Genomic DNA, 24,917 nt, shown 5'->3' on the forward strand with positions numbered 1-24,917 from the left:
GTGTGGGGTCTCCCCATGCGAGAGTAGGGAACTGCCAGGCATCAAATAAAGCAATAACCCCGACCGAAAGGCCGGGGTTTTTTGCTTTTCAGAATAAACCGCGCAATTACCCTTCCTGAAAAATTCTACATTGCCCGATACTGAGCAATAATCGATTTGGATCACAAAATTACAATCATTCTTTATAAAACAACTCGTTAACAAAGCACCCTTTGAGTTAACTGATACATTCATCCCTTTGGCGCTTTCAAAAAAGCAAGGAAAGAACTCGCGAGGTTATGCAATGGCAGGACAGAGCACCAGTAAGTATCCAAACGCAGAAAACGAACTCACGACCCGGCAACGTATCTGGGCTATTGTTGGCGCTTCATCCGGCAACCTTGTTGAATGGTTTGACTTTTACGTCTACTCATTTTGCTCACTCTATTTTGCACATATCTTTTTCCCCAGTGGAAATCCTACCACTCAACTGCTTCAAACGGCCGGGGTGTTTGCAGTCGGATTCCTGATGCGCCCGATTGGTGGCTGGATCTTCGGTTATATTGGCGATAAGCACGGGCGTAAAGCCTCTATGCTGATCTCCGTCTGTATGATGTGTTTCGGATCGCTGGTGATCGCCTGCCTGCCTGGCTATGAGACTATTGGTGTGTGGGCACCGGCATTATTGCTGCTGGCCCGTATGTTTCAGGGGCTGTCGGTCGGTGGTGAATATGGCACTAGTGCGACCTATATGAGTGAAGTTGCAGTGGAAGGGCGTAAAGGATTTTATGCGTCATTCCAGTACGTGACATTGATTGGTGGACAATTACTGGCGTTGCTGACTGTGGTGGTATTGCAACAAGTGCTCTCCGATGAAGAGCTGCGAGCCTGGGGTTGGCGTATTCCGTTTGCGCTGGGTGCCGTGCTGGCCGTCGTCGCGCTCTATCTGCGGCGCTCTCTGAATGAAACCACTGATGATAAAACACGTTCACATAAAGATGCGGGTTCGCTGAAAGGTCTGTGGAAACATCGTCGTGCTTTCATCATGGTGCTGGGCTTCACCGCTGGCGGTTCACTAAGCTTCTATACCTTCACCACGTATATGCAGAAATACCTGGTGAACACGGCCGGAATGGATCACAAAGCGGCCAGCGCCCTGATGACCGGGGCACTGTTTATCTTTATGTTATTGCAGCCGTTCATCGGAGCGCTGTCGGATAAGATTGGGCGACGTAATTCGATGTTGATCTTCGGTGGTCTGGCTGCAGTTTGTACCGTCCCGATCCTCACCTTATTACAGGACGTGACCAGTCCGGTACTCGCATTCTCGCTGGTGATGCTGGCACTGGTGATCACCAGTTTCTACACCTCGATCAGTGGGATCCTGAAAGCAGAGATGTTTCCACCGGAAGTCAGGGCGCTGGGCGTTGGCCTGTCTTATGCGATTGCGAATGCGTTATTCGGAGGTTCGGCCGAGTATGTGGCGCTGTCACTGAAGGCGGCAGGCAGTGAAACCAGCTTCTTCTGGTATGTATCGGTAATGGGCGCACTGGCATTCCTGGTCTCACTGATGCTTCATCGTCGGGGAAAAGGACTGAAGCTGTAACTACTGACCCAGGTTCCATAATGCATAGCCGGTGGCAGCACCGGCTACGTCCCAGCTAAAATCCTTCCAGCTCCAGCCGCTTCCACCTTCTCTGCTATCGTACAGCTCCTTCGCGGCACCGAGGGTGATCGCAAACATCACCCCAAAGCTACCGCTGCGGCCTTCACGCCAGTTTTGATGTTCGCCATAGGCATTTCCGGCAGCCGAAAGAAAAGCGGAAGAGAGAAAATGCTGGGCTTTATCACGCCCGGTCCACTCATCTTGAGCCATATGGGTACAACCACTGCAAAATAGTATGCCAGCCAGCAGACAGATACGCATACATCCTCCCATAAAAAAGCCCCGGCTGAGCGGGGCGTGAAAAATGAGGCAGATTACAGAATACGGCTGATTAACCGATCAATACGAATACGGCGTAGACGACGGATAAGTTTACGAACCTTCACCGGATAATCAGCGATACTTTCCAAATCGTGGAAATGCTGCACTGTAGTGGTATGTTCCCGGATCAGGTTCAGCTCATGATCGCGCTGCGTGGTCAGTTGTTGGAGTGGATCGTGGATCAGCACGGCATTTTCCAGATCCAGACGCCATGCGCGTGGATTCAGGTTATTTCCCGTGACCATCATCCATTCATCATCAACCCACAGCCCTTTGAGGTGGTAGCTGTTCTCACCATCTTTCCATAAACGAACGGTGAGTTGCCCGCTGCTGACATAATATTGTAAGCGGCTGAGGAAACGACGCAGGTTGATCTCATACAAATAAGGCAGCGCCCCGATGATCTTGAAAGGCTGATCTTCCGGGATATAGAAATCGTTCGCGGTTTTGTCACCAACAATAATTTCGACATCTTTACCCTGTCGCAACAGATAGATAATGTTGCGCACCAGAATGGCGGGCAGATTGAAGTAGGGCGTGCAGATAGTCAACTTCTGCTCAGCACACGGCATCAGATGGTAGATTGTTTTGTTCAGAAGGCTGCGTTTACCGAGGCCAACCAGAGGCGTCACCGCCAGCTCTTCGTTGCTGGCATCCCCATTAAACGGATAATCGAAGCCACGCAGATCCTGACGGAACTGCCGGGTTTCATTCTTAATTTCCGGACTTTTCGGTCGCTCATACTGATCAAGCCGATTAACCGCTTCCGCCTGGATCAGGTTATTTTCGATCCAGTCGAACATGGTATCTGCCAGCGTACGGTTGCCGATCAGCTGATAGCGATCATAGCGATATCTGTCTTGCTGGTGCAGATACACATCATTAAAACTGGCCCCGGTATACAGCACGGTGTCATCAATGATGGAGCCTTTCAGGTGTAAAACACCCAGAGCTTCGCGCGTATTCACCGGAACGCCGTAGACAGGGATCGCCAGGCCGGGATGTTGGGTAGCCATTTCACAATACCAGTCGGCATTTGTCGCAACGGCCGCTGCACCGATACGCCCACGCTGGGCACGATGCCAGTCGACCAGCACGCGAATATCCAGTTCCGGGCGTTGCTGTTTTGCTGCATAAAGTGCAGACAGGATGGCGCGACCACCCTCATCATTTTCCAGATAGAGAGCCACTATGCAGATACGCCGTGTGGCAGACGCAATTTTTTCCAGCAGCGTTTCGCGAAATTCTGCTGGTGAATACAGCGTAGTGAAATCAGCAACTGACTGAGCTATTTTAGGCAGTTGCGCAAGGTGCTGTTGGTGTTTATTGCGCTTAAATTTTGACAACATCACAGTGCGTTTCTTCTCTGTTCATAGAATGGCCTTTTGCCATAAAATCATGACCCTAACCGCCAATAATACCACTAGTTGGTCATGACGCTATCAGATTTACTTTTTGTCGCCTGTACCATCGCTCTGTAACAGCAGTGACAAGCCGACGATGCCATCTTCAAGTTGGACGTCGATGGCAAAACCTAGCTTACGTGCCAGAGTGACCATACCTCTGTTACCCGGCATGGTAATGCCGTTCAGCTGCTGTAAACCATGCTGTCGGGTATAGATAATCATCTTTTCCAGCAGACGCCTGCCGAGGCCAAGTCCTTTCAGATCTGAGCGTACCAATACTGAAAATTCGGCATCAATGTTATCGGCATCAGAGATGGCACGGGTGACACCGATAATCTCATCCTGCCCCTGATGCTGGCGTACCGCGACAATCGCCATTTCCCGATCGTAGTCGATCTGCGTCATGTTAGCCAAATCGTCATGGGTGAACTCATTGATCTCACTGAAATAGCGGTAGTAGAGATCCTCCTTCGTCACCTGAGCAATGAACCGCTGCAGCAGCGGTTCATCCTCCGGCAGAATAGGGCGGAACAGGCACTGCTGCCCATTTTTTAACTGTACTGCCTCTTCCAGTTCATGAGGATAAGGGCGGATTGCCAGCCTGGCTTCGGCATCGCCGTGGAACTCAGCCAGCTGGAGCGTCACATCCAGCAAGGTAAATTCATCGTGACTGGCCAGTAGCGGGTGAATATCCAGACGCACGATTTCCGGGCAGTCAACCACCAGGTTGGAAACCCGGACCAGCACCTGGCTCAGGCCAGCAATATCCAGGGGATGCAGCGCACTACGGCCACGTATTTTCCCCTTCTTAATCGCCTGAATCACCAGATAGCGAGCCAGCGTCATATTCAGTGGTGGTAGGGCAATCACCGCTTGCCGATCGGCATGCCAGGTCACGCCGCCTTCTCCCAGCATAATCACCGGCCCGAACAGTGGATCTTGCTCTACCACGATGCGCAATTCCTGCGCGCCGGCACGGTTAGCCATACTTTGTACCAGCAATCCCTGGATACGCGCCTGCGGCCAGGCGAGCTTCACGCGATCGATAATCGCATCGGCGGCCTGTTGTACCTCGTCTGGGGTGCGCAGGTATAACATCACCCCTTGTACCTCTGATTTATGCGGAATATCCGGCGAGCGCAGCTTCAGCGCCACCGGATAGCCAATCTGCCCGGCAATGTGCACGGCTTCTGCGCTGTCGCTGGCAATCCATGTGGGGAGCGTGGTCAGGCCGTAGGCTTGCAGGATAGGCCGAACTTCATGCGTATCCAGCGAAGTGGCCCCGTCTTTTAATGCCTCATGGATCAACTGATGGGCATCGGTGGTATTCGCGGTCAGATTAGCGGGGAGTGCAGGCGTTTCACGCAGCTGTTTCTGGTTACGCCGGTACTCCACCATATGCATAAAAGCGGTGACTGTCCCTTCCGGAGTACGATACGTCGGAATACCGGCATCGCTAAACAGGCGGCGTGCTTCCATTGATGAATACTCACCACACCAGTTGGTCAGCAGGGTGAGCTGTTTACCGCGCGGGTGCTGTTTCACCAGCGCGATAATTTTCTGGGCCGTCATTGTTGGTGGTGCGACTGCGCTGGGCGCGTGAATAATCAGAATGGCATCCAGGTCATGGCTGGAGAGCAGCAGGGATAACGCCTGTAAATAGTGCTCCGGGGTAGCGTCATCTTTCAGGTCGAGGGGGTTACCTGTCGTGACGCCTTCCGGTAGCAGTTTGGCCATTTCAGTGAGTAAAGACTCACTCAGTGTGGCAAGCTTGCCGTTACGGGCATAGAGTGCATCCAGCGCCAGCGCTGCGGGTGCTGCACCGTTACTGATGATCATCAGCCGCTCCCCACGTAGTGGGCGCATATGGCTGAGCGTTTCCACCGCAGAGAACAGTTCATGGGTATCCTGCACACGTAACAAACCTGCACGTTGAATAGCGGCGTCCCAGGCGGCATCCATCCCGCCGTGCGTTTTCAGCAACTGTTGGGCCTGGGGACTGCGGCCACTTTTAATCACCAGAATTGGCTTGTTACGTGAGGCACTACGGGCGGCAGAAACAAAACGGCGGGCATCGCTGAGGTGCTCAAGGTACAACAAAATGGCGCTGGTTTTTCCGTCTCTGGCCAGGAAGTCCAGCAGGTCATCGGCATCAATATCCAGGCTATCACCTAACGCAATAAACCAGGAGAAGCCAAGTTGCCGCTGTTGCGCCCAGTCAAGAATAGTATTAGAGACGGCGGCCGACTGGGAAATAAAGGCCAGCTTGCCAGGGGTAATGGGCACCGGAGAGAAGCTGGCATTCAGCCCTTGCCACGGCGCAAGAAGACCAAGGCTGTTAGGGCCAAGCAGACGAATTTGCCAGCGGCGGGCGCAGGCTTTCAGTTCGGCAAGCTGTTCAGCAGGAGCAGAAAGGATGATACAGGCTTTGCAGCCACGTTCGCCCAGCGCAGTGAGCAGTTCAAGATTGCGTTTTGCATGGGTGCAGATAATGGCAAGATCGGGAGAGAGCGGCAGACTGGGAATATCGGGCCACGCCAGTACGCCGCAGACCGCCTGATATTTGGGGGTTACCGGCAACACCGGCCCGTTAAATCCCCCGTCCAGCAGGTTGCGCATCATCAGATACCCGGCACGTTCAGGCCGGGTGGAGGCACCGATCACCGCAATGGATTTCGGTTTTAGCAGTGCTTCTAATCCACGTTGGCTCATCTCCGCTCCCTTCGAGAATCGACCCGCTCAGGCTGTCGGGCAAAGTAGCTTGAGTCTACTCCGGGATGGCCGAAGATGCTGCGTTGCGTATCAGTTAATTGATCACAGGCAGAATTTAGTCATCATATTCAGCCATCTGCTGTGGATGATGCGGTTTTCCTGCCAGGTAGCGCTGGCGGAACAGATCAAAATGGCGGAACAGCGCCTCGCCTGCAGCGGTATCACCCGCCTGTAACAGCAGCTCGGCGGCGACTTCGGCCGTGCAGTGCTGCCCTTCGGCATGAGCAACGCGTAACTGATAGTTGGAAGGGCGCGTCAGCGTGAGCGACATCACCGGGAGGGTGTCCAGCCAGGGGCTTTTACGAAACATTTTACGCGCTTCTGTCCAGGTGCCATCCAGCATGATAAACAACGGCGGTTTTCCGCTGGTGGGTGGGGTGTTCAGCACTGCCCGGTCGGCATCGGCATAAGATTCAGGAAAAACAACGACGGGTTGATAACGCGGGTCGCGCACGGCGGCAAGCAGGGCGGCATCGGGTTCGGTGCGTGACCAGCCAAATGCCAGCGTATCCGGCAAAATATCGGCAATCAGCCGCCCGGTATTACTGGGTTTCATCGGTTCGCTGTCAAACATCACCAGGCAAAAGCGACTGCGTGCCGATTGGCTATCAATAGTCTCACACAGGCAGTTTTTTTGTGGCAGCAGGCAACGCTGGCAGCGCGTAATGCGGTTACCACGGGCAAGGAAAGGACGGGTCGCACGGGCGAGACGCGCAGCGCGCAGCAGCAAAACAGCGTTATCGGTCATCATCGATCATCATCGAAAAACGCTATTCTAACGGATTCTGGCCGGGCGTGCCCGGCCTGATGCTTACAGGTTTTCGTCCAGCCAGGCTTCGAAAGGTGCTTTCGGCATCGCTCCGCTTAACATATCGGCCATCTGGCCCTGTTTAAATACCATGATGGTCGGAATGCTGCGGATGCGAAAGCGTGCGCTCAGTTCTGGCTCGGCTTCGGTATTCACTTTCAGGAAACGAATCTTACCATTGCGTTCCTGTGCCACCGATTCATACACCGGGGCAAAGTTCACGCACGGGCCGCACCAGGGAGCCCAGAAGTCGATCACTACCGGCAGATCATCCTGCAGGTATTTGTCCAGGGTGGCAGCAGTGGCATTAACCACATGACCGTCAAACAGCACGTGACCACAGCGGCCGCACTTTGCGCCGTCAGCCAGCCGTTCAGCCGGAACGCGATTGGTCGCCTGGCAGGATGCACAAACCGTATTCATTATTCACCTCAGTTCAGGAGTAAGTGATTACTTACTGCATTTCTTAGTAAATCAGCCAACATTATGCGGGTGGGGGAAGAGGCTAACAACGAGATTTGTTCAATGGGTATAATAGGTAATGTCTCATAACAATGATGCGGATTAACGGCTACTGGCTTTTATTGGAAGTTGATAGCTAAGTGCTGCCACATCAGGTAATCTGCGCGCTTCGCGCTCAGGCCAGGTGGAGGAAAAATGAACGACGAATTTAAAGGTAAGAGCGGCAAGGTCAAAGTGATGTATGTCCGCGGTGATGACGAGAGCAGCAACAAGGGCGGGAATCCCCGTACCGGTAAAGGCGGCCCCCGTCAGCAGGATGGCGCACGCCGTCCTTCACGTAATGCAGACAGCAAGCCACGTGGCGGGCGCGATCGCGACGAAGGGCACTCTGACTCTCCGTGGCGTACCGTTTCCCGTGCGCCAAATGCTGCACCCGCTGCTGATGATAAACCGGACCACGGTGGCATCAGCGGTAAAAGCTATATCGATCCCGAGCAGATACGCCGTCAGCGTATGGAAGAGACGCGTGTGTATGGCGAAAATGCCTGCCAGGCCCTGTTCCAGAGCCGTCCGGAAAGCATTGTGCGTGCCTGGTTTATCCAGAGCGTCACACCGCGTTTTCGTGAAGCGTTAAAATATATGGCAGCCAACCGCAAGGCTTACCACACTGTGGATGAAGCTGAGCTGCAGAAGGCTTCCGGCACTGAACACCACGGCGGTGTTTGCTTCCTGATCAAAAAACGCGTGGGCATGCCCGTTAGCGAATGGCTGGCAACAGCCGGTGAGAAAGATTGCGTGCTGGCGCTGGAAGATATCGGCAACCCGCACAACCTCGGCGGCATTATGCGTAGCTGTGCACACTTTGGTGTGAAAGGTTTGTTGGTTGATGATGCTTCCCTGCTGGAGTCAGGCGCCGCTGTGCGTACTGCGGAAGGTGGTGCAGAACATGTTCAGGCAATTAGCGGCGAGAACTTTGCTGCGGGTCTGAGTGCGTTCCGCAAAGCAGGCTATACCATTGTTACCACGTCCAGCCATAAAGGTGTGCCGCTTTCACGGGCAGAACTGCCGGCAAAAATGGTACTGGTACTGGGTCAGGAACGTGATGGTCTGTCTGACAGCACCTTCGATCAGGGCGACCTGAGCGTTTCTATTGGCGGTACCGGGAAAGTGGAAAGTCTGAACGTTTCCGTGGCCACCGGTGTGCTGCTGGCCGAATGGTGGCGTCAGAACGTCTGATGTAGCCATTACATACGGCAATAAAAAAGGGGCGACCAGTCAAACTGGCCGCCCCTAATTGCAGGGGCCGATCATTGATCGGCCCCTTTTTTAATGGGCGCCGCCACCACCACCTGCACCTGCACCAAACGGTGGACGTGCAAACCACACCAGCACCAGCAGCAGGATAAACACCCCGGCAGAAGCCCAGAAGATCTCATTGGCCGAGATAATCAGCCCCTGATTGGTGATCTGCTGTGCCAGGTATGCTGATGCCTGGTCGTGGGTCATCCCCATTTGTTGCAGCTTCGCGTACATCTGCTGAGAATTAGCGCTATAAGGCGTCACCGATTCTGTCAGATGGGCGTGATGCAGCGACTCACGATCGGTCCACATCGTGGTGGTAATCGAAGTGCCAATCGAACCGGCCAGCGTTCGGGTAAAGTTCGACAGACTGGATGCCGCCGCCAGCCTTTCTGGTGGTAGCCCCGACAGCGTAATCGTCGTCAGTGGCATAAAGAAGCAGGCCACCGCAAACCCCTGTATAAACTGCGGCCAGGCGGAAGCGCCAAAGTCCATCCCCGGTTCAAAGGTATAAGCACGCCAGTAGAAGCACACCGCATACATAATGAAGCTGAAGGTCACCAGTCGTCGCATATCCAGCTTATGCGCAAAGCGTCCGATAATCGGTGACAGTATGACCGGAATGATGCCCACCGGTGCCGAGGCCAGCCCCGCCCACGTTGCCGTGTACCCGTAGACCTCCTGCAACAATTGCGGCAGCAGAACGATTGAACCGAAATAGAGCATATAGGCAAGACTGATCGACAGGCAGCCGATGGTGAAGTTGCGCGATTTAAACAGCGACAAATCCACGATCGGATGGTCGTCGGTCAACTCCCACACCAGTAGCACCACCAGGGCTACGACGGCAATGACCGTTAATGTGATGATTTCAGGGGAGCTGAACCAGTCCAGCTCTTTACCACGATCCAGCATGACTTGCAGACAGCCGATACCAACCACCAAAAGCACCAGACCGACGGTATCTATTGGGCGGATGACGGTTTCAGTTTCGCGATTACGTAATGTCTGTAGCGCCAGGACCACCACCACCACGCCGATAGGCACGTTGATAAAGAAGATCCATCCCCAGTGATAGTTATCACTGATCCAGCCGCCCAGGATAGGGCCGCAGATCGGAGCAACGATCACGGTCATTGCCCACAACGACAGCGCCACGCTGCGCTTCGCGGGAGGATAGTTGCTTAACAGCAGGCTCTGTGACAGTGGGATCAACGGACCCGCGACGATCCCCTGGATCACGCGGAAGAAGATCAGCATGCTCAGGCTCTCGGACATGCCGCACAGCCACGAGGCAATGACAAAGGCTATCGTCGACCACAGGAACAGCTTCACTTCCCCGAAACGCTTGGCCAGCCAACCGGTGATCGGAATCGAAATGGCGTTCGCCACGCCAAACGAGGTGATCACCCAGGTTCCCTGAGAGTTTGAGGCTCCCAGGTTCCCGGCGATGGTGGGGATGGCCACGTTAGCAATCGTGGAATCCAGCACCTGCATAAAAGTAGCCAGCGACAGCGCAATGGTCATCAGGACCAGTTGCGCGCCTTCAAGCGGTTTACGTGCCATAACAGTCTCCCGCCGTCTTAGCCGGCATTGGCACGAATAATATCGCTAATCAGCTGATTCGCTGGCGTCAGGTCCAGTGCCAGTGCATCACTTTCGTAGGCGGGTTTACTGCGTACGCTGGTGGCGAGTACGGCACCTTCACTGTTGCTGGTATCGATCTTGACCAGTGTCGACAGACCAATGCGAAGCGGATGTTTCGCCACTTCCTGCGGGTCAAGTTCGATACGCACAGGCAGGCGCTGAACGACTTTGATCCAGTTGCCGGTGGCATTTTGCGCCGGTAACAGGGAGAACACGCTACCCGTTCCCATATCGAGGCCGACCACTTTGCCCTTATACACTACGTCATCACCGTAGATATCACTGATGACAGTGGCGGTCTGGCCGATACGAACGCCTGCCAGCTGCGTCTCTTTGAAGTTAGCATCCACCCACAGATGATTGGCTGGAACAATGGCCAGCAGCGGCGTGGTGGTACCAATTTGTGAACCTACCTGCACACTGCGGCGTGACACATAGCCATCAATCGGGCTGATGACGTCAGTGCGTTGCAATGCCAGCCAGGCATCACGCAGGGCGGCGGCGTTCTGTTTCACTGCAGGTTGGTTTTCCAGTAACGTATCCAGAATCATCGCCTGGTTAGCGTTGTACTGCTGCATAGCCACATCAAGCTGGGCTTTAGCCGTTGTTACCGCATCACGGGCATGTTGCAGATCTTCTTTACCAATCAGGTTGGATGCACCCAGCGGCTCGCGACGGCGTAAATCTGCCTGAGCCTGTTCGAGTGCGGTTTTCTGCAATGCGATAGTGGCCTGATACTGTCGGCTATTGATAATCAACTGGTGCGTCTGACGTACGCTGGTTGCCAATGCTGTTTGCGCTTTTTCGAAAGCCTGTTCAGCATCGGTACGATCCAGCGTCACCAGTACATCGCCTTTCTTCACGAAGTCAGTATTGTCAAACCAGACTTTATTGACGCTGCCGGAAACCTGCGCCATCACCTGTGCCTGATTTCCGGCAATATAGGCATCATCTGTTTCCTGAAAATGCCGCAATACCAGGAACCAGTACGTCAGATAAGCCACCCCGATAATGACGAACAGTACAGCCAGAAAAATCAGTGCATTTTTGCGCGTCTTTTTCTTGTTTCCTGGCTGCTGCGGGTTTTGTGTCACCGCGCTTGCACTCATGATGTTCTCCTGATTCTCTGCCATTCGGGGCCGCTATCATCAATTATCGCGATCGCCCGAGTCTAAAATGCCAGCGTGTTTAGCGCTGGCATAAATATATTTCAAAGGGGCTTTAAGGTAACGATTTCCAATAAATGGTGTATCGCACATTATGCTATTAGTGGAACAATTATCTGGAAAGAGAAGCGACAACTTCCTCTTCATCCATTTTATCCAGGCGGGTCAACAGCTTGCGGGTGATGCCTTCAAGCTGTGATTTTTCTGATGAGCTGAGTGCAGACCACAGCAATTGCAGGCACTGATGCTGTGGTGGCAAAAGCTGGCGCAGGAACTCATGCCCTTTTGGCGTCAAATGCAGGTGCAGACAACGACGGTCGTGATCGCTTTCACGGCGCTCAATCCAGCCGCGTTTTTCCAGTTCATCGGCAATACGCGTGGCGTTAGTGCGGGATGAACCCAGGGCAGAACTCAGTTCTGACGGTTGAATGCTGTGATCTTCCTGCGCATCCAGCGTAATTAATGCCATAAACAGCGTCTCGTTGATCCCCTGTGCCTTCAGCATTTTGTTGCGGTTTTCCAGCAACTTACTTTGCATATGCATACACAGACGGGTCAGCATGATTTCCTGCAATGGGAAATCTTTCTGACGATTAGCGCGAAAATTCAGCATCTGTTCAATGGGAGTAAACGAACTTTCCATTATGTAGGAACCTCACTAGTTGCAACTGGTATAATAACAATGGTGATTAATTAAGTGATGCCACTTATCTGCAGACGGTGATCCCCTCACGTCGCTGCTGTCATCATCAGTAGTTTCCAGGTCACTCCATAACCCAGGGCGCTCAACAGCGTTGAAAAACAATGCTGCGCGTAAAATAGAAGGTAATACTCAGCAAGCCGAAACCCCGCAGGGCAGGCAAAAGGGCGGTAATGTGCAAGGATTAACGAGCAGACCCAGTCGCAGAGATCGAGTTAAGACATTCACCGGTCCGGCCAGCCAGGGGGCTGGGCCAGTAGCAGGGACTTGCCGCATTGTCATCCATCCTGAGTTCTGCTGCTCAGTCATGAGCCAATGTTACTCTTCTGTTACTGAATAATTTCATCTGAAAACATCACCAGCCTGAATAAATTGCGCCTAACCTTACCAGAGTACGAAATGTCTTAACAGGCCGCAGGTATTGAAAAAACTTCATTTTCTCTGCGAAAAATCAATGCAATTCAGCCTCGTAATGATGACTTCGCCACCAGTTAAATAGATTAACTATGGTTAACAGAGCGCCGACTGCGCAGACACCATACCAGCCTGCTGTCTGAAAGGCGGATGCAGACAGCAGTGACCCGGCTGCACCGCCGATAAAATAGCTGGTCATATACCCGGAGGTCAGTCGGTTACGTGCTTCCGGCATATGACGATAAATCACGCTCTGATTGGTAATATGCACGCCCTGCACAGCAAGATCGAGTAGGATAATCCCGATAATCAGAGCGATTAATGAGTGCGCGCCAAACGCGATAATGCCCCATGATACCAGCAAAATCAGCAGGCCTGCGCTGGTGGTCAGGCGGGCTTTGCCTTTATCGGCCAGCGACCCGGCTTGTCGTGCTGCCAGGGCTCCGGCTGCGCCAACCAGACCCAGCAAACCAATCTTTCCTTCGGAATAATTCCATTCTGGTGATGACAGCAGAAACGCCATCGAGGTCCAGAGCACGCTGAAGTTTGCAAACGCCAGGCAGCCGGTAATGGCACGGGTACGCAAGATCGGATGCTGTGCGAACAGAGTGAAAATAGATCCCAGCAGCTGACCATAATTTAACGGAATCGATTGCTTATAGCGTGGCAACCAGCGCCACAAGGCCAGTGCCATAATCACCATCAGTACACTCGCGACCCAGTAAACCAGTCTCCAGCCGCCCAATTGTGCCAGCCCCCCTGCGACGGTACGTGCCAGCAGGATACCCAGCAGCAGACCGCTCATGACGGTGCCGACGACTTTGCCCCGTTTCTCCGGTGCGGCAAGACTGGCAGCCAGCGGCACCAGAAGCTGCGCGACCACAGAAAACAGCCCGGTCAGCACGGTACCCAGCAGCATCATTACCAGAGAACCTGACAGCGCGGTGATCACCATCCCTCCGGCAGCCAGCAGGCTCATCATGACGATCAGCCCCCGGCGCTCCAGCATATCGCCGAGTGGCACCAGCAGCAGCAGCCCGGCGGCATAGCCTAACTGAGCGGTGGTAACGATAAATCCCGCCTGATGGAATGAGAGATCGAAGGTCTGAGCGATGGTTGCCAGCAATGGCTGCACGTAATAGTTACAGGCAACGGATAAGCCTGTAGCGATGGACATCAGGGCGACGAGTGCAGAATTCAGGCCGGGACGAGGGGATGTCATAACAACCAGTATCAGTGTGAGAATTATCTGAGTGGCTAATAATAACCTAAAAAACTATTTCACTCACATGATAATTGACAGGACAAACCAGTTCAGCACCCGAGGGCGACAGCTGGCCAGACAGGCGAAAAGGGTTGACCTGAAAAGAAGGCCAACCCTTGGGGGAAACGTATTCCGCTCACCGCTGTCTGGGGATTATTTCCCGGCAGCCAGTGCGTCTTTCACCCAGCCATCAAACTGTGCCTGGTGCGCTTTAATCCAGCCATCAACATGGGCGTTGATATCAGCCTCTGAGGACTGGCCCTGATGCATGCGGGAGTTCTGCGCATTGATATCGGCAATCGGCAGCTTCATCTCAGCAAACAGTTTTGCCGCCGCCGGGTTTTTCTCAGCCCAGGCTTTGTTGGCAACAATATGCATGGTGTTAACCGGGAAACCGTAGTTAGCGCCGTTTGGCAGCTTGGTATCCACCTCTTTCTGTTCGCCAGGCATGGAAGAGAAAGGCACCTGTAACCAGACAACATCACGGCCTGGAACCATCACATCACTTACCCAGTACGGGGTCCAGGTGTAATACAGGATCGGTTTACCTTCTTTAAAGCGGGTAATGGTGTCTGCGATCATCGCCGAGTAGTTACCCTGATTGTGTTCCACGGTTTTACTCAAATCGAAGGCGTTAATCTGGTGGTTGATCACCGCTTCACAGCCCCAGCCAGGCGTACAGCCCGTCAGGTCGGCTTTACCATCACCATTGGTATCAAACAGCTTCGCCAGTTTAGGGTCTTTCAGCTGATCGATGCGGGTAATGTGGTATTTTTCGGCGGTTTTCTTGTCCATCAGATAACCCTGGGCTGCACCCTGCACATAGGTTCCCTGACGATAGAGTTTTGCATCGCCGCCCGCAGCTTTGTACATATCGTCATGCAGCGGTTTCCAGTTCACGGCGGTGAACGTGCCATCGCCGGATGCCAGCGAGGTATAACCCACGTTGTAGTCGACTTCACTTGGCGCTTCAACGGTGTAACCCAGTTTGGTGAGTGCGCGGCTAACCAGTAATGTCTGGAAAGTTTCTTCTGTAATGGTGCTCTGTACGGGTTTAACCGTAATGCCTTTACCCGGCAGATCGGCGGCGGATACTTGTGCAGCAGCCAGCGTCGTAAACGCGGCGGCCAGCAATGTTATTTTTCGCATAGTCATGAGTACCTTCTTCTTATTTGATTTTACAGAAAGGGCGAGTCAGCAGACCCAGAGGGCCACTGGCGTACCAGCGACGGTTACCACGGCTGCGGCTGTCGCGCCCCAGCGACTGCGTCAGACGGTCGAGAATAATCGCCAGAATCACAATCCCAACGCCGCCGACGGTGGCCAGGCCCATATCCAGGCGACCGATACCACGCAGTACCATCTGGCCGAGACCGCCTACCGCGATCATCGAGGCAATCACCACCATTGACAGTGCCAGCATCAACGTCTGATTGACCCCGGCCATAATGGTCGGCATTGCCAGGGGCAGCTGTACCTTGAACAACATCTGACGTGGGCTGGCACCGAATGACTCTGCCGCTTCGATCAGGTCGGCAGGTACCTGCTTAATCCCCAGAATCGTCAGACGGACAATCGGTGGCAGGGCGAAGATAATCGTGACCACCACGCCCGGTACATTACCGATGCCGAACAGCATGACGATAGGCACCAGGTAGACAAACGCTGGCGTGGTCTGCATCGCATCCAGCAGTGGGCGGATAATCTTGCCCGCTCGCTCGCTACGTGCCAGCCAGATCCCCAGCGGCAAACCAATGATGATGCAGAACAGCAGGGCGGTTAGCACCAGCGCCAGCGTGACCATCGCCTGTGACCAGGCTCCTATCGCGCCAATAATCACCAGAGAGATCAGCGTGGCAATCCCCATACCTAAGTTGGAAATCTGCCAGGCAATCAGCGCAAACACGATGATCGCCACCGGTGCGGGCATGCCCAGCAACAGGTTCTGGAAGGCACTGAGGATGTAATCCACCGGCAGGCGGATACCCTGGAACAGGGGGCGGAAGTGGACAACAATCCAGTCAATGGCCGTAGTCACCCAGCTGTCGAGTGGGATCAGTGTTTTATGGAACGGATCGAGAATATTGAAATGTTCCACCTGCGGTGCCGGGGCGCTGTTCAGCCAGTCGCCGCTGGCGGCAGCATCGTGGCCAGCACTGCCCGCTGCGGCATCCGGTGCGGGCTGCGTCGTCGCCGCATCCGTTGGTGAACCCCAGGGATCGCTGCTACTGGCGGCGGCCTGGCTGCTGTCCGTTGGGGCGCTGGTGGCGGGGGCGGCATTCTGCGTGGTGCCGCTCTCCCACGGGTTACTGGTTTGTTCACTCATGGCTGGCCTCCATCACGGTCTAATGCCTGCAACAACATTCCTTTGGAAATAATCCCAACGTACTGACCTTCTTCGCCCACGATGGGCACGGCACAAGGGGCCTGCGCCACATGTGAAAGCAGATCGCTTAATGACGTTTCGGCGGGCATGGCGGCCGGGCTGTCCAGCAGCGCCTGGTCAAGGCCTTCGCCTGCGGCCAGTGCAACCTTCAGCGAATCAATCGACACGGTGCCAACGAAGCGCTGTTTCTCCAGCACATAACCGTATTCGCGGTCATTATCCTGAAGCAGTTTGATCGCTGAACGTGGACCAAAGCCGGGGGCTTTACGAATCAGCGCTGCGGCACTGCGGCGGGCAATATCTTTCGCGCTGAACACGTGGCTGATATCGACGCCCCGGAAGAAGGTTCGCACGTAGTCATTAGCCGGGTTATTGAGGATTTCATCCGGTGTACCGACCTGAATCACTTCCCCGCCTTGCATAATCGCAATACGGTCACCGATGCGCATGGCTTCATCAAGATCGTGGGAAATAAAGACGATGGTACGCTGGTGGCGAGACTGTAATTTCACCAGCTCATCCTGCATCTCGGTACGTATTAATGGATCGAGTGCAGAGAACGCTTCATCCATCAATAATATGTCGGGATTGATTGCCAGCGCACGGGCTAATCCGACGCGCTGACGCATTCCTCCGGAGAGTTCATCCGGGTAGGCGTGGGAATAATTATCAAGCCCCACCTGACGCAATGCATCCAGTGCTTTTTCCTGACGTTCCTGTAACGGAATTCCGGCCAGTTCCATACCGAAAGCAGCATTATTTAATACCGTCATATGAGGCATTAATGCGAAGGATTGAAATACCATGCTGATCTTATTTCTGCGAACCTGGCGTAATTCACTATCAGATATTTTTGCAATATCTTCGCCATCAATGATGACCTGGCCGCGGGTGGGTTCTATCAGACGATTGAGAAGGCGAACCATAGTGGATTTCCCTGAACCGGATAACCCCATGATGACAAAAATCTCGCCTTCTTCAATGGCCAGACTGGCGTCTTTCACGCCGAGAGACAGCCCGGTTTTCTCCAGAAGTGCCTCTTTACTGATCCCTTTTTCAATGTGCTTAAATGCGCGCTCGGGGTTTTCCCCAAAAACTTTATATAAATTTTTAACTTCAAGTTTAATAGCCATGCATGAATTAATTTCCTGGTTATTGATTGGTTTTATATATTTATTCTTCTGTGTAGTTAAATATTAACGGCCTATACCGTAGCACACTGAGAATCTGAGACAACCCTAAAAGGCCAGATCGAAAATGTTGAATGAGATACTCGTCCCGGCTAATGCCAGAGCAGGTAAGGGATGAGGGCGAATTGAGTTAGTCTGAAAAAAAATAGTATTTAACTAAGAAATGTCTTAGTTGTTGGTGAATTAGCGTTCTATCCGGCCTTATGACAAGGGAAATATTTTTCCGAAAACTGCCATATTGATGTCACTGAAAAAGGAGTGAAGGTCTGAAATTTAATAACTCATTAAAACGGGAAGGGGAGAAAGATGGCTGTCGGTCGCAGCCATCTCTGAAAGGATTAAAAGTTCCAGTCGGCGTCTTCAGTATCGACGGCTTTGCCCATCACATAAGAGGAGCCGGAACCGGAGAAGAAATCATGGTTTTCATCAGCATTCGGTGACAGAGCTGAGAGGATCGCCGGGTTCACGTCAGTCATCTCAGACGGGAACAATGCTTCATAGCCGAGGTTCATCAATGCCTTGTTGGCATTGTAATGCAGGAACTTCTTCACATCTTCCTGCCAGCCGACGCCCTCATATAAAGCATCGGTGTACTCCAGTTCGTTCTCATACAGCGCCAGCAGAAGCTCGACGGCGAACTGTTGCAGCTCTTCTTTACGCTGCGCACTCTGCGTCTCCAGCGCCTTCTGATACTTGTAGCCAATATAGTAGCCGTGAACCGCCTCATCTTTAATGATCAGACGAATAAGATCAGCAGTGTTGGTCAGCTTGCCGCGACTTGACCAGTACATTGGCAGATAGAAACCGGAATAGAACAGAAATGATTCAAGGAACACGCTGGCGATTTTTTTCTTCAGCGGATCGTTCTCATAATAGTGCTGAAGAATGATCTCGGCTTTGCGCTGCAACGGACCGTTTTCTTCGCTCCAGGCATAAGCGGCATCGACATCGCTGGTGTGGCACAGCGTGGAGAATATTGAGCTGTAGGATCGCGCATGGACCGCTTCCATAAAGCTGATATTCGACATCACCGCTTCTTCATGCGGCGTCAGCGCGTCAGCCATCAGCGCCGGTGCGCCGAGAGTATTCTGAATGGTATCAAGCAGCGTCAGGCCGGTGAACACGCGGATCGTCAGCTGTTGTTCATCATGATTCAGTGAGTTCCACGCGGGAATATCGTTAGAGAGCGGCACTTTCTCGGGTAGCCAGAAATTGCTGGTGAGGCGATTCCACACTTCCAGATCTTTGTCGTCTTCAATTTTGTTCCAGTTAATGGCGTGAATTTTTTTTAATTTCATGTTGTTGTTCCTGGAGCAGATCTTAACGGGTCAGGCATGCCTGACCCCTACGCAATACGGTGCAGTATTTGTAGGGGCGAGGCATACCTGACCCTTACGCTATTTGTAGGGGCGAGGCATGCCTCGCCCTCCCGCAGCAGTGTTTTACAGCGAGCAGGACACGCAGCCTTCAACTTCGGTGCCTTGCAGAGCCATCTGGCGCAGACGAATGTAATACAGCGTCTTGATGCCTTTCTTCCAGGCGTAAATCTGTGCCTTATTGATATCGCGTGTGGTGGCGGTATCACGGAAGAACAGCGTGAGCGACAGACCCTGATCGACGTGGCGTGTGGCTTCCGCGTAGGTATCAATAATCGCTTCCGGGCCAATATCATAGGCATCGCGATAGAACGCCTGGTTGTCGTTATTCATAAACGGCGCAGGGTAATAGACGCGGCCCGTTTTTCCTTCCTTACGGATTTCAATGCGCGACACAATCGGGTGGATACTCGATGTGGCGTGGTTGATATAGGAAATTGAACCGGTTGGTGGAATAGCCTGTAAATTCTGGTTATACAGCCCGTGCTGCATCACCGATTCTTTCAGTGCCTGCCATTGCGCCTGCGTGGGGATCGCAATCCCGGCTTTGGCAAACAGCGCGGCGACCTCAGCCGTGCGCGGCTGCCAGCTCTGTTCGACATACTGATTGAAGTATTCACCGCTGGCATAACGTGAGTCGGCAAAGCCACTAAAGCTGGTACCACGTTCGCGCGCCAGCAGGTTTGAGGTGCGCAGCGCATGATAGGTGACGGTATAGAAGTAGATGTTGGTGAAATCCAGCCCTTCTTCGGAACCGTATTGAATGCTTTCACGCGCCAGATAGCCATGCAGATTCATCTGTCCCAGGCCAATAGCGTGCGACTGCGCATTCCCCTGTTCAATGGAGGGCACCGAATGGATATGGCTCTGATCGGATACCGCCGTCAGGCCACGCACGGCAATTTCCACCGTGCGGGCGAAATCCACAGAATCCATCGCATGGGCGATATTCAGCGACCCGAGATTACAGGAAATATCCTTACCGATGCGTTTATAGCTGAGGTCATCGTTATATTCCGTCGGGGTATTGACCTGCAAGATCTCCGAACACAGGTTGCTCATATTGATGCGACCGTGAATCGGATTGGCGCGGTTAACCGTATCTTCAAACATGATGTACGGATAGCCGGACTCAAACTGGATTTCAGCCAGCGTCTGGAAGAACTCACGCGGGTTAATAAAGGTGCGACGAATGCGCTCGTCGGCCAGCATTTCGTCGTATTTCTCGCTGATGCTGATATCGGCAAACGGCAGGCCGTAAATGCGTTCGACATCGTACGGCGAGAACAGCGCCATCGGCTGGTTATCTTTTGCCAGCTGGAAGGTGACATCCGGGATCACCACGCCCAGCGACAGCGTTTTGATACGAATTTTTTCATCGGCGTTTTCGCGCTTGGTATCAAGGAAACGCAGAATATCGGGGTGGTGCGCATTCAGATAGACAGCGCCCGCGCCCTGGCGCGCACCCAGCTGGTTGGCGTAAGAGAACGCATCTTCCAGCATTTTCATCACCGGGATCACCCCGGAAGACTGGTTTTCGATACGCTTAATCGGCGCACCGGACTCACGCAGGTTCGACAGCAAGAAGGCGACACCGCCGCCGCGCTTGGAGAGTTGCAGCGCGGAGTTCACCGCACGGCCAATCGACTCCATATTGTCTTCGATGCGCAGCAGGAAGCAGGAAACCAGCTCACCGCGTTGCTGCTTACCGCAGTTCAGGAAGGTTGGCGTGGCAGGCTGGAAACGACCGGCGAGAATTTCGTCAGTCAGTGACAGCGCCAGTGCCTGATCGCCTTTTGCCAGCGTCAGGGCCACCATACAGACGCGCTCAGTGAAGCCTTCCAGATAGCGTTTGCCGTCGAACGTTTTCAGCGTATAGCTGGTGTAAAACTTCCATGCACCCAGAAATGTCTGGAAGCGAAAACGACGGTCGTAAGCCTGCTGAAACAGTGAACAGACGAACTCAAATGGATAGGCATTCAGAACGTCAGCTTCGTAATAGCCTTCGGATACCAGATACTGTAAACGGTCGGCAATGGAATCGAACTGAACACTATTGGGGATCACGTGCTGGATAAAATACTGGCGCGTGGCCTCACGATCTTTCTCGAACTGAATATGACCTTCAGCATCGTACAGATTAAGCATGGCATTAAGCGCATGATAATCCGGCGTTGCTGCGGTGGCCTCTATGAGTGTGCTGTCTGTCGCTGCCAAAATTGGGTTACTCCCTTGTGTACGTTAGCGATATCGTCAGAGGTGCCCATCAGCTCAAAGCGATAGAGGTAAGGCACCTGACATTTTCGCGCAATAATGTCGCCAGCCAGGCAGTAAGCCTCGCCGAAATTGCGGTTGCCAGCGGCGATAACGCCACGGATCAGCTGACGATTATTGGTGTCATTCAAAAACTGAATCACCTGTTTAGGGACCGCGCCGTGAGCCGTGCCGCCGCCGTAGCTGGGCACCACCAGAATGTAGGGCTGATCAACCTGCAAGCGCTGTGCGTCGTCCAGTGGAATACGCACAGCAGGCAGGTTTAAACGGATGATAAATCGATGGGTATTTTCAGACAGGCTGGAAAAGTAAACCAGCGTGGTCATGATCTCATCCCCGCGCCGTAGCCAGATGGCTCAGTGCATGGATTTTGTCCGGGCGGAAACCGCCCCAGTGATCCTGTTCAGCCATCACCACTGGCACCTGGCGGTAACCGAGAGACTTCAGCGTCTCCACATGTGCGGGTTCGCGGTCCAGATTGATCAGCTGGTAATCAATACCTTTCTTGTCCATGGCATTTTTTGTTGCATTGCACTGGACACAGTTATCTTTAGTGTAAATAATAATACGCATGATTCGTATTTACCTTTCGGGCTGGTTATCTTGAGTATCTGGCGCCAATTAACTGCCCAGGAAGCGCCACCACTGCCACACCATGTTGTGTGGTCTTGATGGAGTGAATACTAGATATAGCGTCGTAGAAATGCAACCACACAACATATAGTATTTTTGCATTTCTTAAGTCCGCTCACACCGAAGCCTTGTGGCATAAGGATTTCGCCCGAATAAAAAATTTTGATAACAAAAAAGCCCGCAGATTTCGCCACGGGCCTTTTTTCTAACTCAAATTTTTCGACTATCTGCTGGATGTGGTCGTGGCAATGAGAGCACCAACGAGGATACCAAGTGCGGCACCGATGCCCACGCCATGCCAGGGTTTATCGTGAACGTAGTTGTCGACATGATCTCCGGCGTCTTTCGCTGCCTGGGTTACGCGGTTGCGGCCATGAAGTTTGGCCCGGGTCTCTTTCAGCAGAGATTCTGCCCGTGAGCGAGCCTCATCCACCTCTTCCTTTGATTTACTTCCCCAGGATTTCAATAAATCATCCAGGCTGTCAGCCAGCAGCGAAACATCCTGATTCAGGTCGATATCGTTATTTTTTGTTGTCCGGTTGAACATTTTTTGCTCCCTTACTCTGAAAAAGTACTATTAAGTATAGGACACTCGCAGAGAACGCCATGCTCTCCAGGGCGTTTATGGACTATTCCGAAAGCGCTGACTGTGCCGCCTGTTGTAAGGTTGCGGGGTTAGCAGACTTAGAGGAGCAAGTATGTATTTACGACCGGATGAGGTAGCTCGCGTTCTGGAAAAAGCGGGATTTGAGATGGATGCGGTTACCGCAAAAACGTACGGTTACTGCCGCGGCGAAGACTATGTGTACGTCAACCGTGAAGCCCGTCTGGGCCGAACCGCACTCATCATTCACCCGACGCTCAAGGAGAGAAGTCAGGCGATCGCTGCGGCATCCTCGGATGTTAAAACCTGCGACCATTACGTGCGTTTCCCGATGTATCTTGTTGGGGAATCCAACGATCACTACGGCATTCCTCATGGTTTCAGTTCCCGCGTTGCGCTGGAACGCTATCTGGAAAGAATGTTTGGTTAACACTCACACGTCAATGGCTGAATAAACCACCCATTCTTCGCGCTATTAACGCGCTAGCTTGTCTTGTCTGACGCGTAGACTGTTAGCATGATGGATTTCAGGCAGGATGAATGATGAAACGGCTGATAGCAGCGCTGGCAGCAGCGTGGATGTTAAGTGGTTGCGCCACGATTGTCGGTAGTGAAACCCAGGACGTGACGCTTCAGACCCAGCCCCCAGGGGTGAAGTTTGTGGTGCAGGATGAGACGGGTAAAGCGGTAGCTGAAGGCTATACGCCAAAAACCGTGACGCTCAAGAAGTCTAACGGCAACTACTTCGGCAAGAAAAAGTATCTGGTGATGCTGGAGCGGGCAGGCTATGTGCCGCAAACGCTGCCGCTAAAAGAGAGCCCGAACCTGTGGTATCTGCTGGGCAACATCCCGCTGCTCGGCTTCCCTGGCTGGCTGGTGGTTGACCCGTTCTACGGGGGCATGTACAAGATTGAACCGGAACGCTTGCAGACCATCATGAACCCGGTCGGCGCGCGCGGCGGCTAAACGAACAACGGCAGGTCGGGTTATCCCACCTGCCGTTGTTGTTTTACTGCGCGGTGGTTTTGACCATGCCCTGCGCGGGTTTGAATTTTTCCAGATATTGATGCTGGAAAATGCACATGCGGATGGTGTTGCGATATTCGCCGTTGATAAAGAATTCGTGGATCAGCTCGCCTTCAATTTCAAAGCCCAGCTTACGATAAATATGGATGGCCTTTTCGTTCTCTTTATCGACGATCAGGTATAGTTTGTAGAGATTAAGCACCGAAAATCCGTAATCCATCGCCAGTTTCGCCGCCTTACTGGCCAGCCCTTTTCCCTGATGGCTGGGGGCAATAATAATCTGAAATTCGGCACGACGGTGGATATGATTAATCTCCACCAGTTCAACCAGTCCTGCGTTACTTCCATCGTGTTCAACCACAAACCGACGTTCGCTCTGATCGTGGATATGCTTGTCGTAAAGATCGGACAGCTCAACAAACGCCTCATACGGCTCTTCAAACCAGTAGCGCATCACGCTGGCATTGTTATCCAACTGATGGACGAACCGCAGGTCTTCGCGCTCCAGTGGACGTAGTTTCACGCTGTGATCAACAGACTTTGCAGACATAAAAATTCCTTTTAGCAGAAGCAATATTGCCGGAGGAGTATAGCGGTTTATTACAGGCAAAAAAAACGCGCCCGTCGGCGCGTTATATCAGTATTGCGGATTATCAGAAGTTATAACCGACAACCAGGTAGTAACCGAAACCGTCTGATTTCACGTTAAAATTACCTTTACCGAAGTTCAGCTCGGTGCCGTCATTCCACTGGCCACCGTTGTGGAAGTAACGTGCCACAACAGAGTAGTGCCAGTGGTCGTAGCCCAGAGAAAGAATATGGCTGGAGGCGATAGAGTTACTGGTGCGTGACGGGCCGGCTTTATCGGCGAGGTCAGAACCCCAGTCAAAGTTGGTAAAGCCGATATAGGTCAGGTTGCCGCCCCAAAGCTGGGTCAGCGGAACGAAATATTTCACCTTGAAGCGGTAGCCGTCCCAGCTGTCTTCATTGGCTGCACCGTAGTTTTCCCACTGATACTTGGCATACACATTCAATGACAGGCCTACATCAGAGTGGGTGTCGATGTCGGTGCCCAGACCCATATACCAGGTATTCTGACGGCTCGCCTTGTTGTCGCCCATATCGTAGATATAGTTGTTGGCGAAATACCACTCTTTGAATGGACCAAAACCAAGGTTGGTGCCGGTCAGTTTATCAATAGAGAAGCGCGGTTCGATCTCCATAAAGAACGGAGAACCATCATCCCATGCGCCGACATCGTTACCGTTACCCACGCCGAAGACTTTAGGCACGTCGATGTAGCCGTAGAAATCGAACCAGTCCTTTTTCGCAAACGCTTCATATTCCAGATAGACGTCATTGTTCAGCTGCGGCCCGAAGCGGGTGTGATAGCTTCCCACCACGTTCACGCTCTGATGCCACCAGTCAGAAACATATTCTGAGCTGTTGGTTTCAGCGATGGAAACATGGGTCCAGGAAAGTGCTGCCAGTGCGCCAGCCATCATAATTTTATATTTCATTATT

The 24,917-nt window shown here is 52.9% G+C and carries 23 protein-coding genes; 4 read left to right on the top strand and 19 right to left on the bottom strand.

Annotation, left to right across the window (positions count from 1 at the left end):
• Positions 1 to 283 precede the first annotated feature (283 nt).
• On the top strand, positions 284 to 1,585 hold the full coding sequence (locus tag ACFL9S_RS19825) for an MFS transporter (protein ID WP_405263567.1): 1,302 nt from the start codon (positions 284 to 286) through the stop codon (positions 1,583 to 1,585).
• Here ACFL9S_RS19825 and ACFL9S_RS19830 read toward each other — a convergent pair whose 3' ends face one another.
• The 5 genes from ACFL9S_RS19830 to trxC all read right to left on the bottom strand — a co-directional run bounded on the left by ACFL9S_RS19830 (position 1,586) and on the right by trxC (position 7,375).
• The gene (locus ACFL9S_RS19830; RefSeq protein WP_405263568.1) at positions 1,586 to 1,906 is read right to left on the bottom strand and encodes a YfiM family lipoprotein; all 321 of its coding nucleotides are present in this window, start codon (positions 1,904 to 1,906) and stop codon (positions 1,586 to 1,588) included. It abuts the gene before it with no gap.
• Positions 1,907 to 1,959: 53 nt separating this feature from the next.
• The gene (gene pssA, locus ACFL9S_RS19835) at positions 1,960 to 3,315 is read right to left on the bottom strand and encodes a CDP-diacylglycerol--serine O-phosphatidyltransferase (RefSeq protein ID WP_405263569.1); all 1,356 of its coding nucleotides are present in this window, start codon (positions 3,313 to 3,315) and stop codon (positions 1,960 to 1,962) included.
• 99 nt (positions 3,316 to 3,414) lie between these two features.
• The gene (locus ACFL9S_RS19840) at positions 3,415 to 6,084 is read right to left on the bottom strand and encodes a GNAT family N-acetyltransferase (RefSeq protein WP_405263570.1); all 2,670 of its coding nucleotides are present in this window, start codon (positions 6,082 to 6,084) and stop codon (positions 3,415 to 3,417) included.
• Between the two features lie 115 nt (positions 6,085 to 6,199).
• Positions 6,200 to 6,892, bottom strand: a complete 693-nt coding sequence (locus ACFL9S_RS19845; protein ID WP_405263658.1) for a tRNA-uridine aminocarboxypropyltransferase — start codon at positions 6,890 to 6,892, stop codon at positions 6,200 to 6,202.
• A gap of 63 nt (positions 6,893 to 6,955) precedes the next feature.
• On the bottom strand, positions 6,956 to 7,375 hold the full coding sequence (trxC, locus tag ACFL9S_RS19850; protein WP_405263571.1) for a thioredoxin TrxC: 420 nt from the start codon (positions 7,373 to 7,375) through the stop codon (positions 6,956 to 6,958).
• A gap of 234 nt (positions 7,376 to 7,609) precedes the next feature.
• Here trxC and ACFL9S_RS19855 point away from each other — a divergent pair, with 234 nt between their 5' ends.
• Complete coding sequence (locus ACFL9S_RS19855; RefSeq protein WP_405263572.1) at positions 7,610 to 8,650, top strand: tRNA/rRNA methyltransferase; 1,041 nt, start codon at positions 7,610 to 7,612, stop codon at positions 8,648 to 8,650.
• Positions 8,651 to 8,740: 90 nt separating this feature from the next.
• On the opposite strand, the gene emrB is transcribed toward ACFL9S_RS19855, so the two are convergent.
• The 12 genes from emrB to ACFL9S_RS19915 form a co-directional block, all read right to left on the bottom strand.
• Positions 8,741 to 10,279 (bottom strand): multidrug efflux MFS transporter permease subunit EmrB, encoded by a 1,539-nt coding sequence (gene emrB, locus ACFL9S_RS19860; RefSeq protein WP_405263573.1) that lies wholly within the window; start codon positions 10,277 to 10,279, stop codon positions 8,741 to 8,743.
• A gap of 17 nt (positions 10,280 to 10,296) precedes the next feature.
• Complete coding sequence (gene emrA / locus ACFL9S_RS19865; protein WP_405263574.1) at positions 10,297 to 11,469, bottom strand: multidrug efflux MFS transporter periplasmic adaptor subunit EmrA; 1,173 nt, start codon at positions 11,467 to 11,469, stop codon at positions 10,297 to 10,299.
• 169 nt (positions 11,470 to 11,638) lie between these two features.
• Entirely contained in the window at positions 11,639 to 12,169 is a 531-nt protein-coding gene (gene mprA, locus ACFL9S_RS19870) for a transcriptional repressor MprA (protein WP_405263575.1), read from the bottom strand.
• Positions 12,170 to 12,677: 508 nt separating this feature from the next.
• On the bottom strand, positions 12,678 to 13,862 hold the full coding sequence (locus ACFL9S_RS19875) for an MFS transporter (RefSeq protein ID WP_405263576.1): 1,185 nt from the start codon (positions 13,860 to 13,862) through the stop codon (positions 12,678 to 12,680).
• Positions 13,863 to 14,057: 195 nt separating this feature from the next.
• Positions 14,058 to 15,053, bottom strand: a complete 996-nt coding sequence (gene proX / locus ACFL9S_RS19880; protein ID WP_405263577.1) for a glycine betaine/L-proline ABC transporter substrate-binding protein ProX — start codon at positions 15,051 to 15,053, stop codon at positions 14,058 to 14,060.
• Positions 15,054 to 15,072: 19 nt separating this feature from the next.
• Positions 15,073 to 16,230 carry a glycine betaine/L-proline ABC transporter permease ProW gene (gene proW, locus ACFL9S_RS19885; protein WP_405263578.1) on the bottom strand — a complete coding sequence of 386 codons (1,158 nt, stop codon included), beginning with the start codon at positions 16,228 to 16,230 and terminating at the stop codon, positions 15,073 to 15,075.
• Complete coding sequence (gene proV / locus ACFL9S_RS19890) at positions 16,227 to 17,423, bottom strand: glycine betaine/L-proline ABC transporter ATP-binding protein ProV (protein WP_405263579.1); 1,197 nt, start codon at positions 17,421 to 17,423, stop codon at positions 16,227 to 16,229. The genes proW and proV overlap by 4 nt, the downstream gene beginning before the upstream one ends.
• Positions 17,424 to 17,818: 395 nt before the next feature.
• Positions 17,819 to 18,778, bottom strand: coding sequence for a class 1b ribonucleoside-diphosphate reductase subunit beta (nrdF, locus tag ACFL9S_RS19895; RefSeq protein ID WP_405263580.1), 960 nt, complete (start codon positions 18,776 to 18,778; stop codon positions 17,819 to 17,821).
• A 144-nt stretch (positions 18,779 to 18,922) separates the two neighbouring features.
• On the bottom strand, positions 18,923 to 21,073 hold the full coding sequence (gene nrdE / locus ACFL9S_RS19900; RefSeq protein ID WP_405263581.1) for a class 1b ribonucleoside-diphosphate reductase subunit alpha: 2,151 nt from the start codon (positions 21,071 to 21,073) through the stop codon (positions 18,923 to 18,925).
• Positions 21,046 to 21,456, bottom strand: a complete 411-nt coding sequence (gene nrdI / locus ACFL9S_RS19905) for a class Ib ribonucleoside-diphosphate reductase assembly flavoprotein NrdI (protein WP_405263582.1) — start codon at positions 21,454 to 21,456, stop codon at positions 21,046 to 21,048. Before nrdI ends, nrdE begins: the two co-directional genes overlap by 28 nt.
• A gap of 4 nt (positions 21,457 to 21,460) precedes the next feature.
• Positions 21,461 to 21,703 (bottom strand): glutaredoxin-like protein NrdH, encoded by a 243-nt coding sequence (gene nrdH / locus ACFL9S_RS19910; RefSeq protein WP_405263583.1) that lies wholly within the window; start codon positions 21,701 to 21,703, stop codon positions 21,461 to 21,463.
• A 283-nt stretch (positions 21,704 to 21,986) separates the two neighbouring features.
• Positions 21,987 to 22,310 carry a DUF883 family protein gene (locus tag ACFL9S_RS19915; protein ID WP_405263584.1) on the bottom strand — a complete coding sequence of 108 codons (324 nt, stop codon included), beginning with the start codon at positions 22,308 to 22,310 and terminating at the stop codon, positions 21,987 to 21,989.
• Positions 22,311 to 22,461: 151 nt separating this feature from the next.
• Between ACFL9S_RS19915 and ACFL9S_RS19920 the strand changes: the two genes are divergently transcribed.
• Both ACFL9S_RS19920 and ACFL9S_RS19925 read left to right on the top strand, forming a co-directional pair.
• Complete coding sequence (locus tag ACFL9S_RS19920; protein WP_405263585.1) at positions 22,462 to 22,797, top strand: DUF2002 family protein; 336 nt, start codon at positions 22,462 to 22,464, stop codon at positions 22,795 to 22,797.
• Between the two features lie 113 nt (positions 22,798 to 22,910).
• Entirely contained in the window at positions 22,911 to 23,333 is a 423-nt protein-coding gene (locus ACFL9S_RS19925) for a hypothetical protein (RefSeq protein WP_405263659.1), read from the top strand.
• Between the two features lie 43 nt (positions 23,334 to 23,376).
• Here the strand turns inward: ACFL9S_RS19925 and speG are convergent, their stop codons facing one another.
• Both speG and ACFL9S_RS19935 read right to left on the bottom strand, forming a co-directional pair.
• Positions 23,377 to 23,943, bottom strand: a complete 567-nt coding sequence (speG, locus tag ACFL9S_RS19930; RefSeq protein ID WP_133845806.1) for a spermidine N1-acetyltransferase — start codon at positions 23,941 to 23,943, stop codon at positions 23,377 to 23,379.
• 103 nt (positions 23,944 to 24,046) lie between these two features.
• Positions 24,047 to 24,913 (bottom strand): nucleoside-specific channel-forming protein Tsx, encoded by an 867-nt coding sequence (locus ACFL9S_RS19935; protein ID WP_405263586.1) that lies wholly within the window; start codon positions 24,911 to 24,913, stop codon positions 24,047 to 24,049.
• Positions 24,914 to 24,917: the final 4 nt, after the last annotated feature.

Source organism: Erwinia sp. AnSW2-5, assembly GCF_045107195.1.
Classification (GTDB): domain Bacteria; phylum Pseudomonadota; class Gammaproteobacteria; order Enterobacterales; family Enterobacteriaceae; genus Erwinia.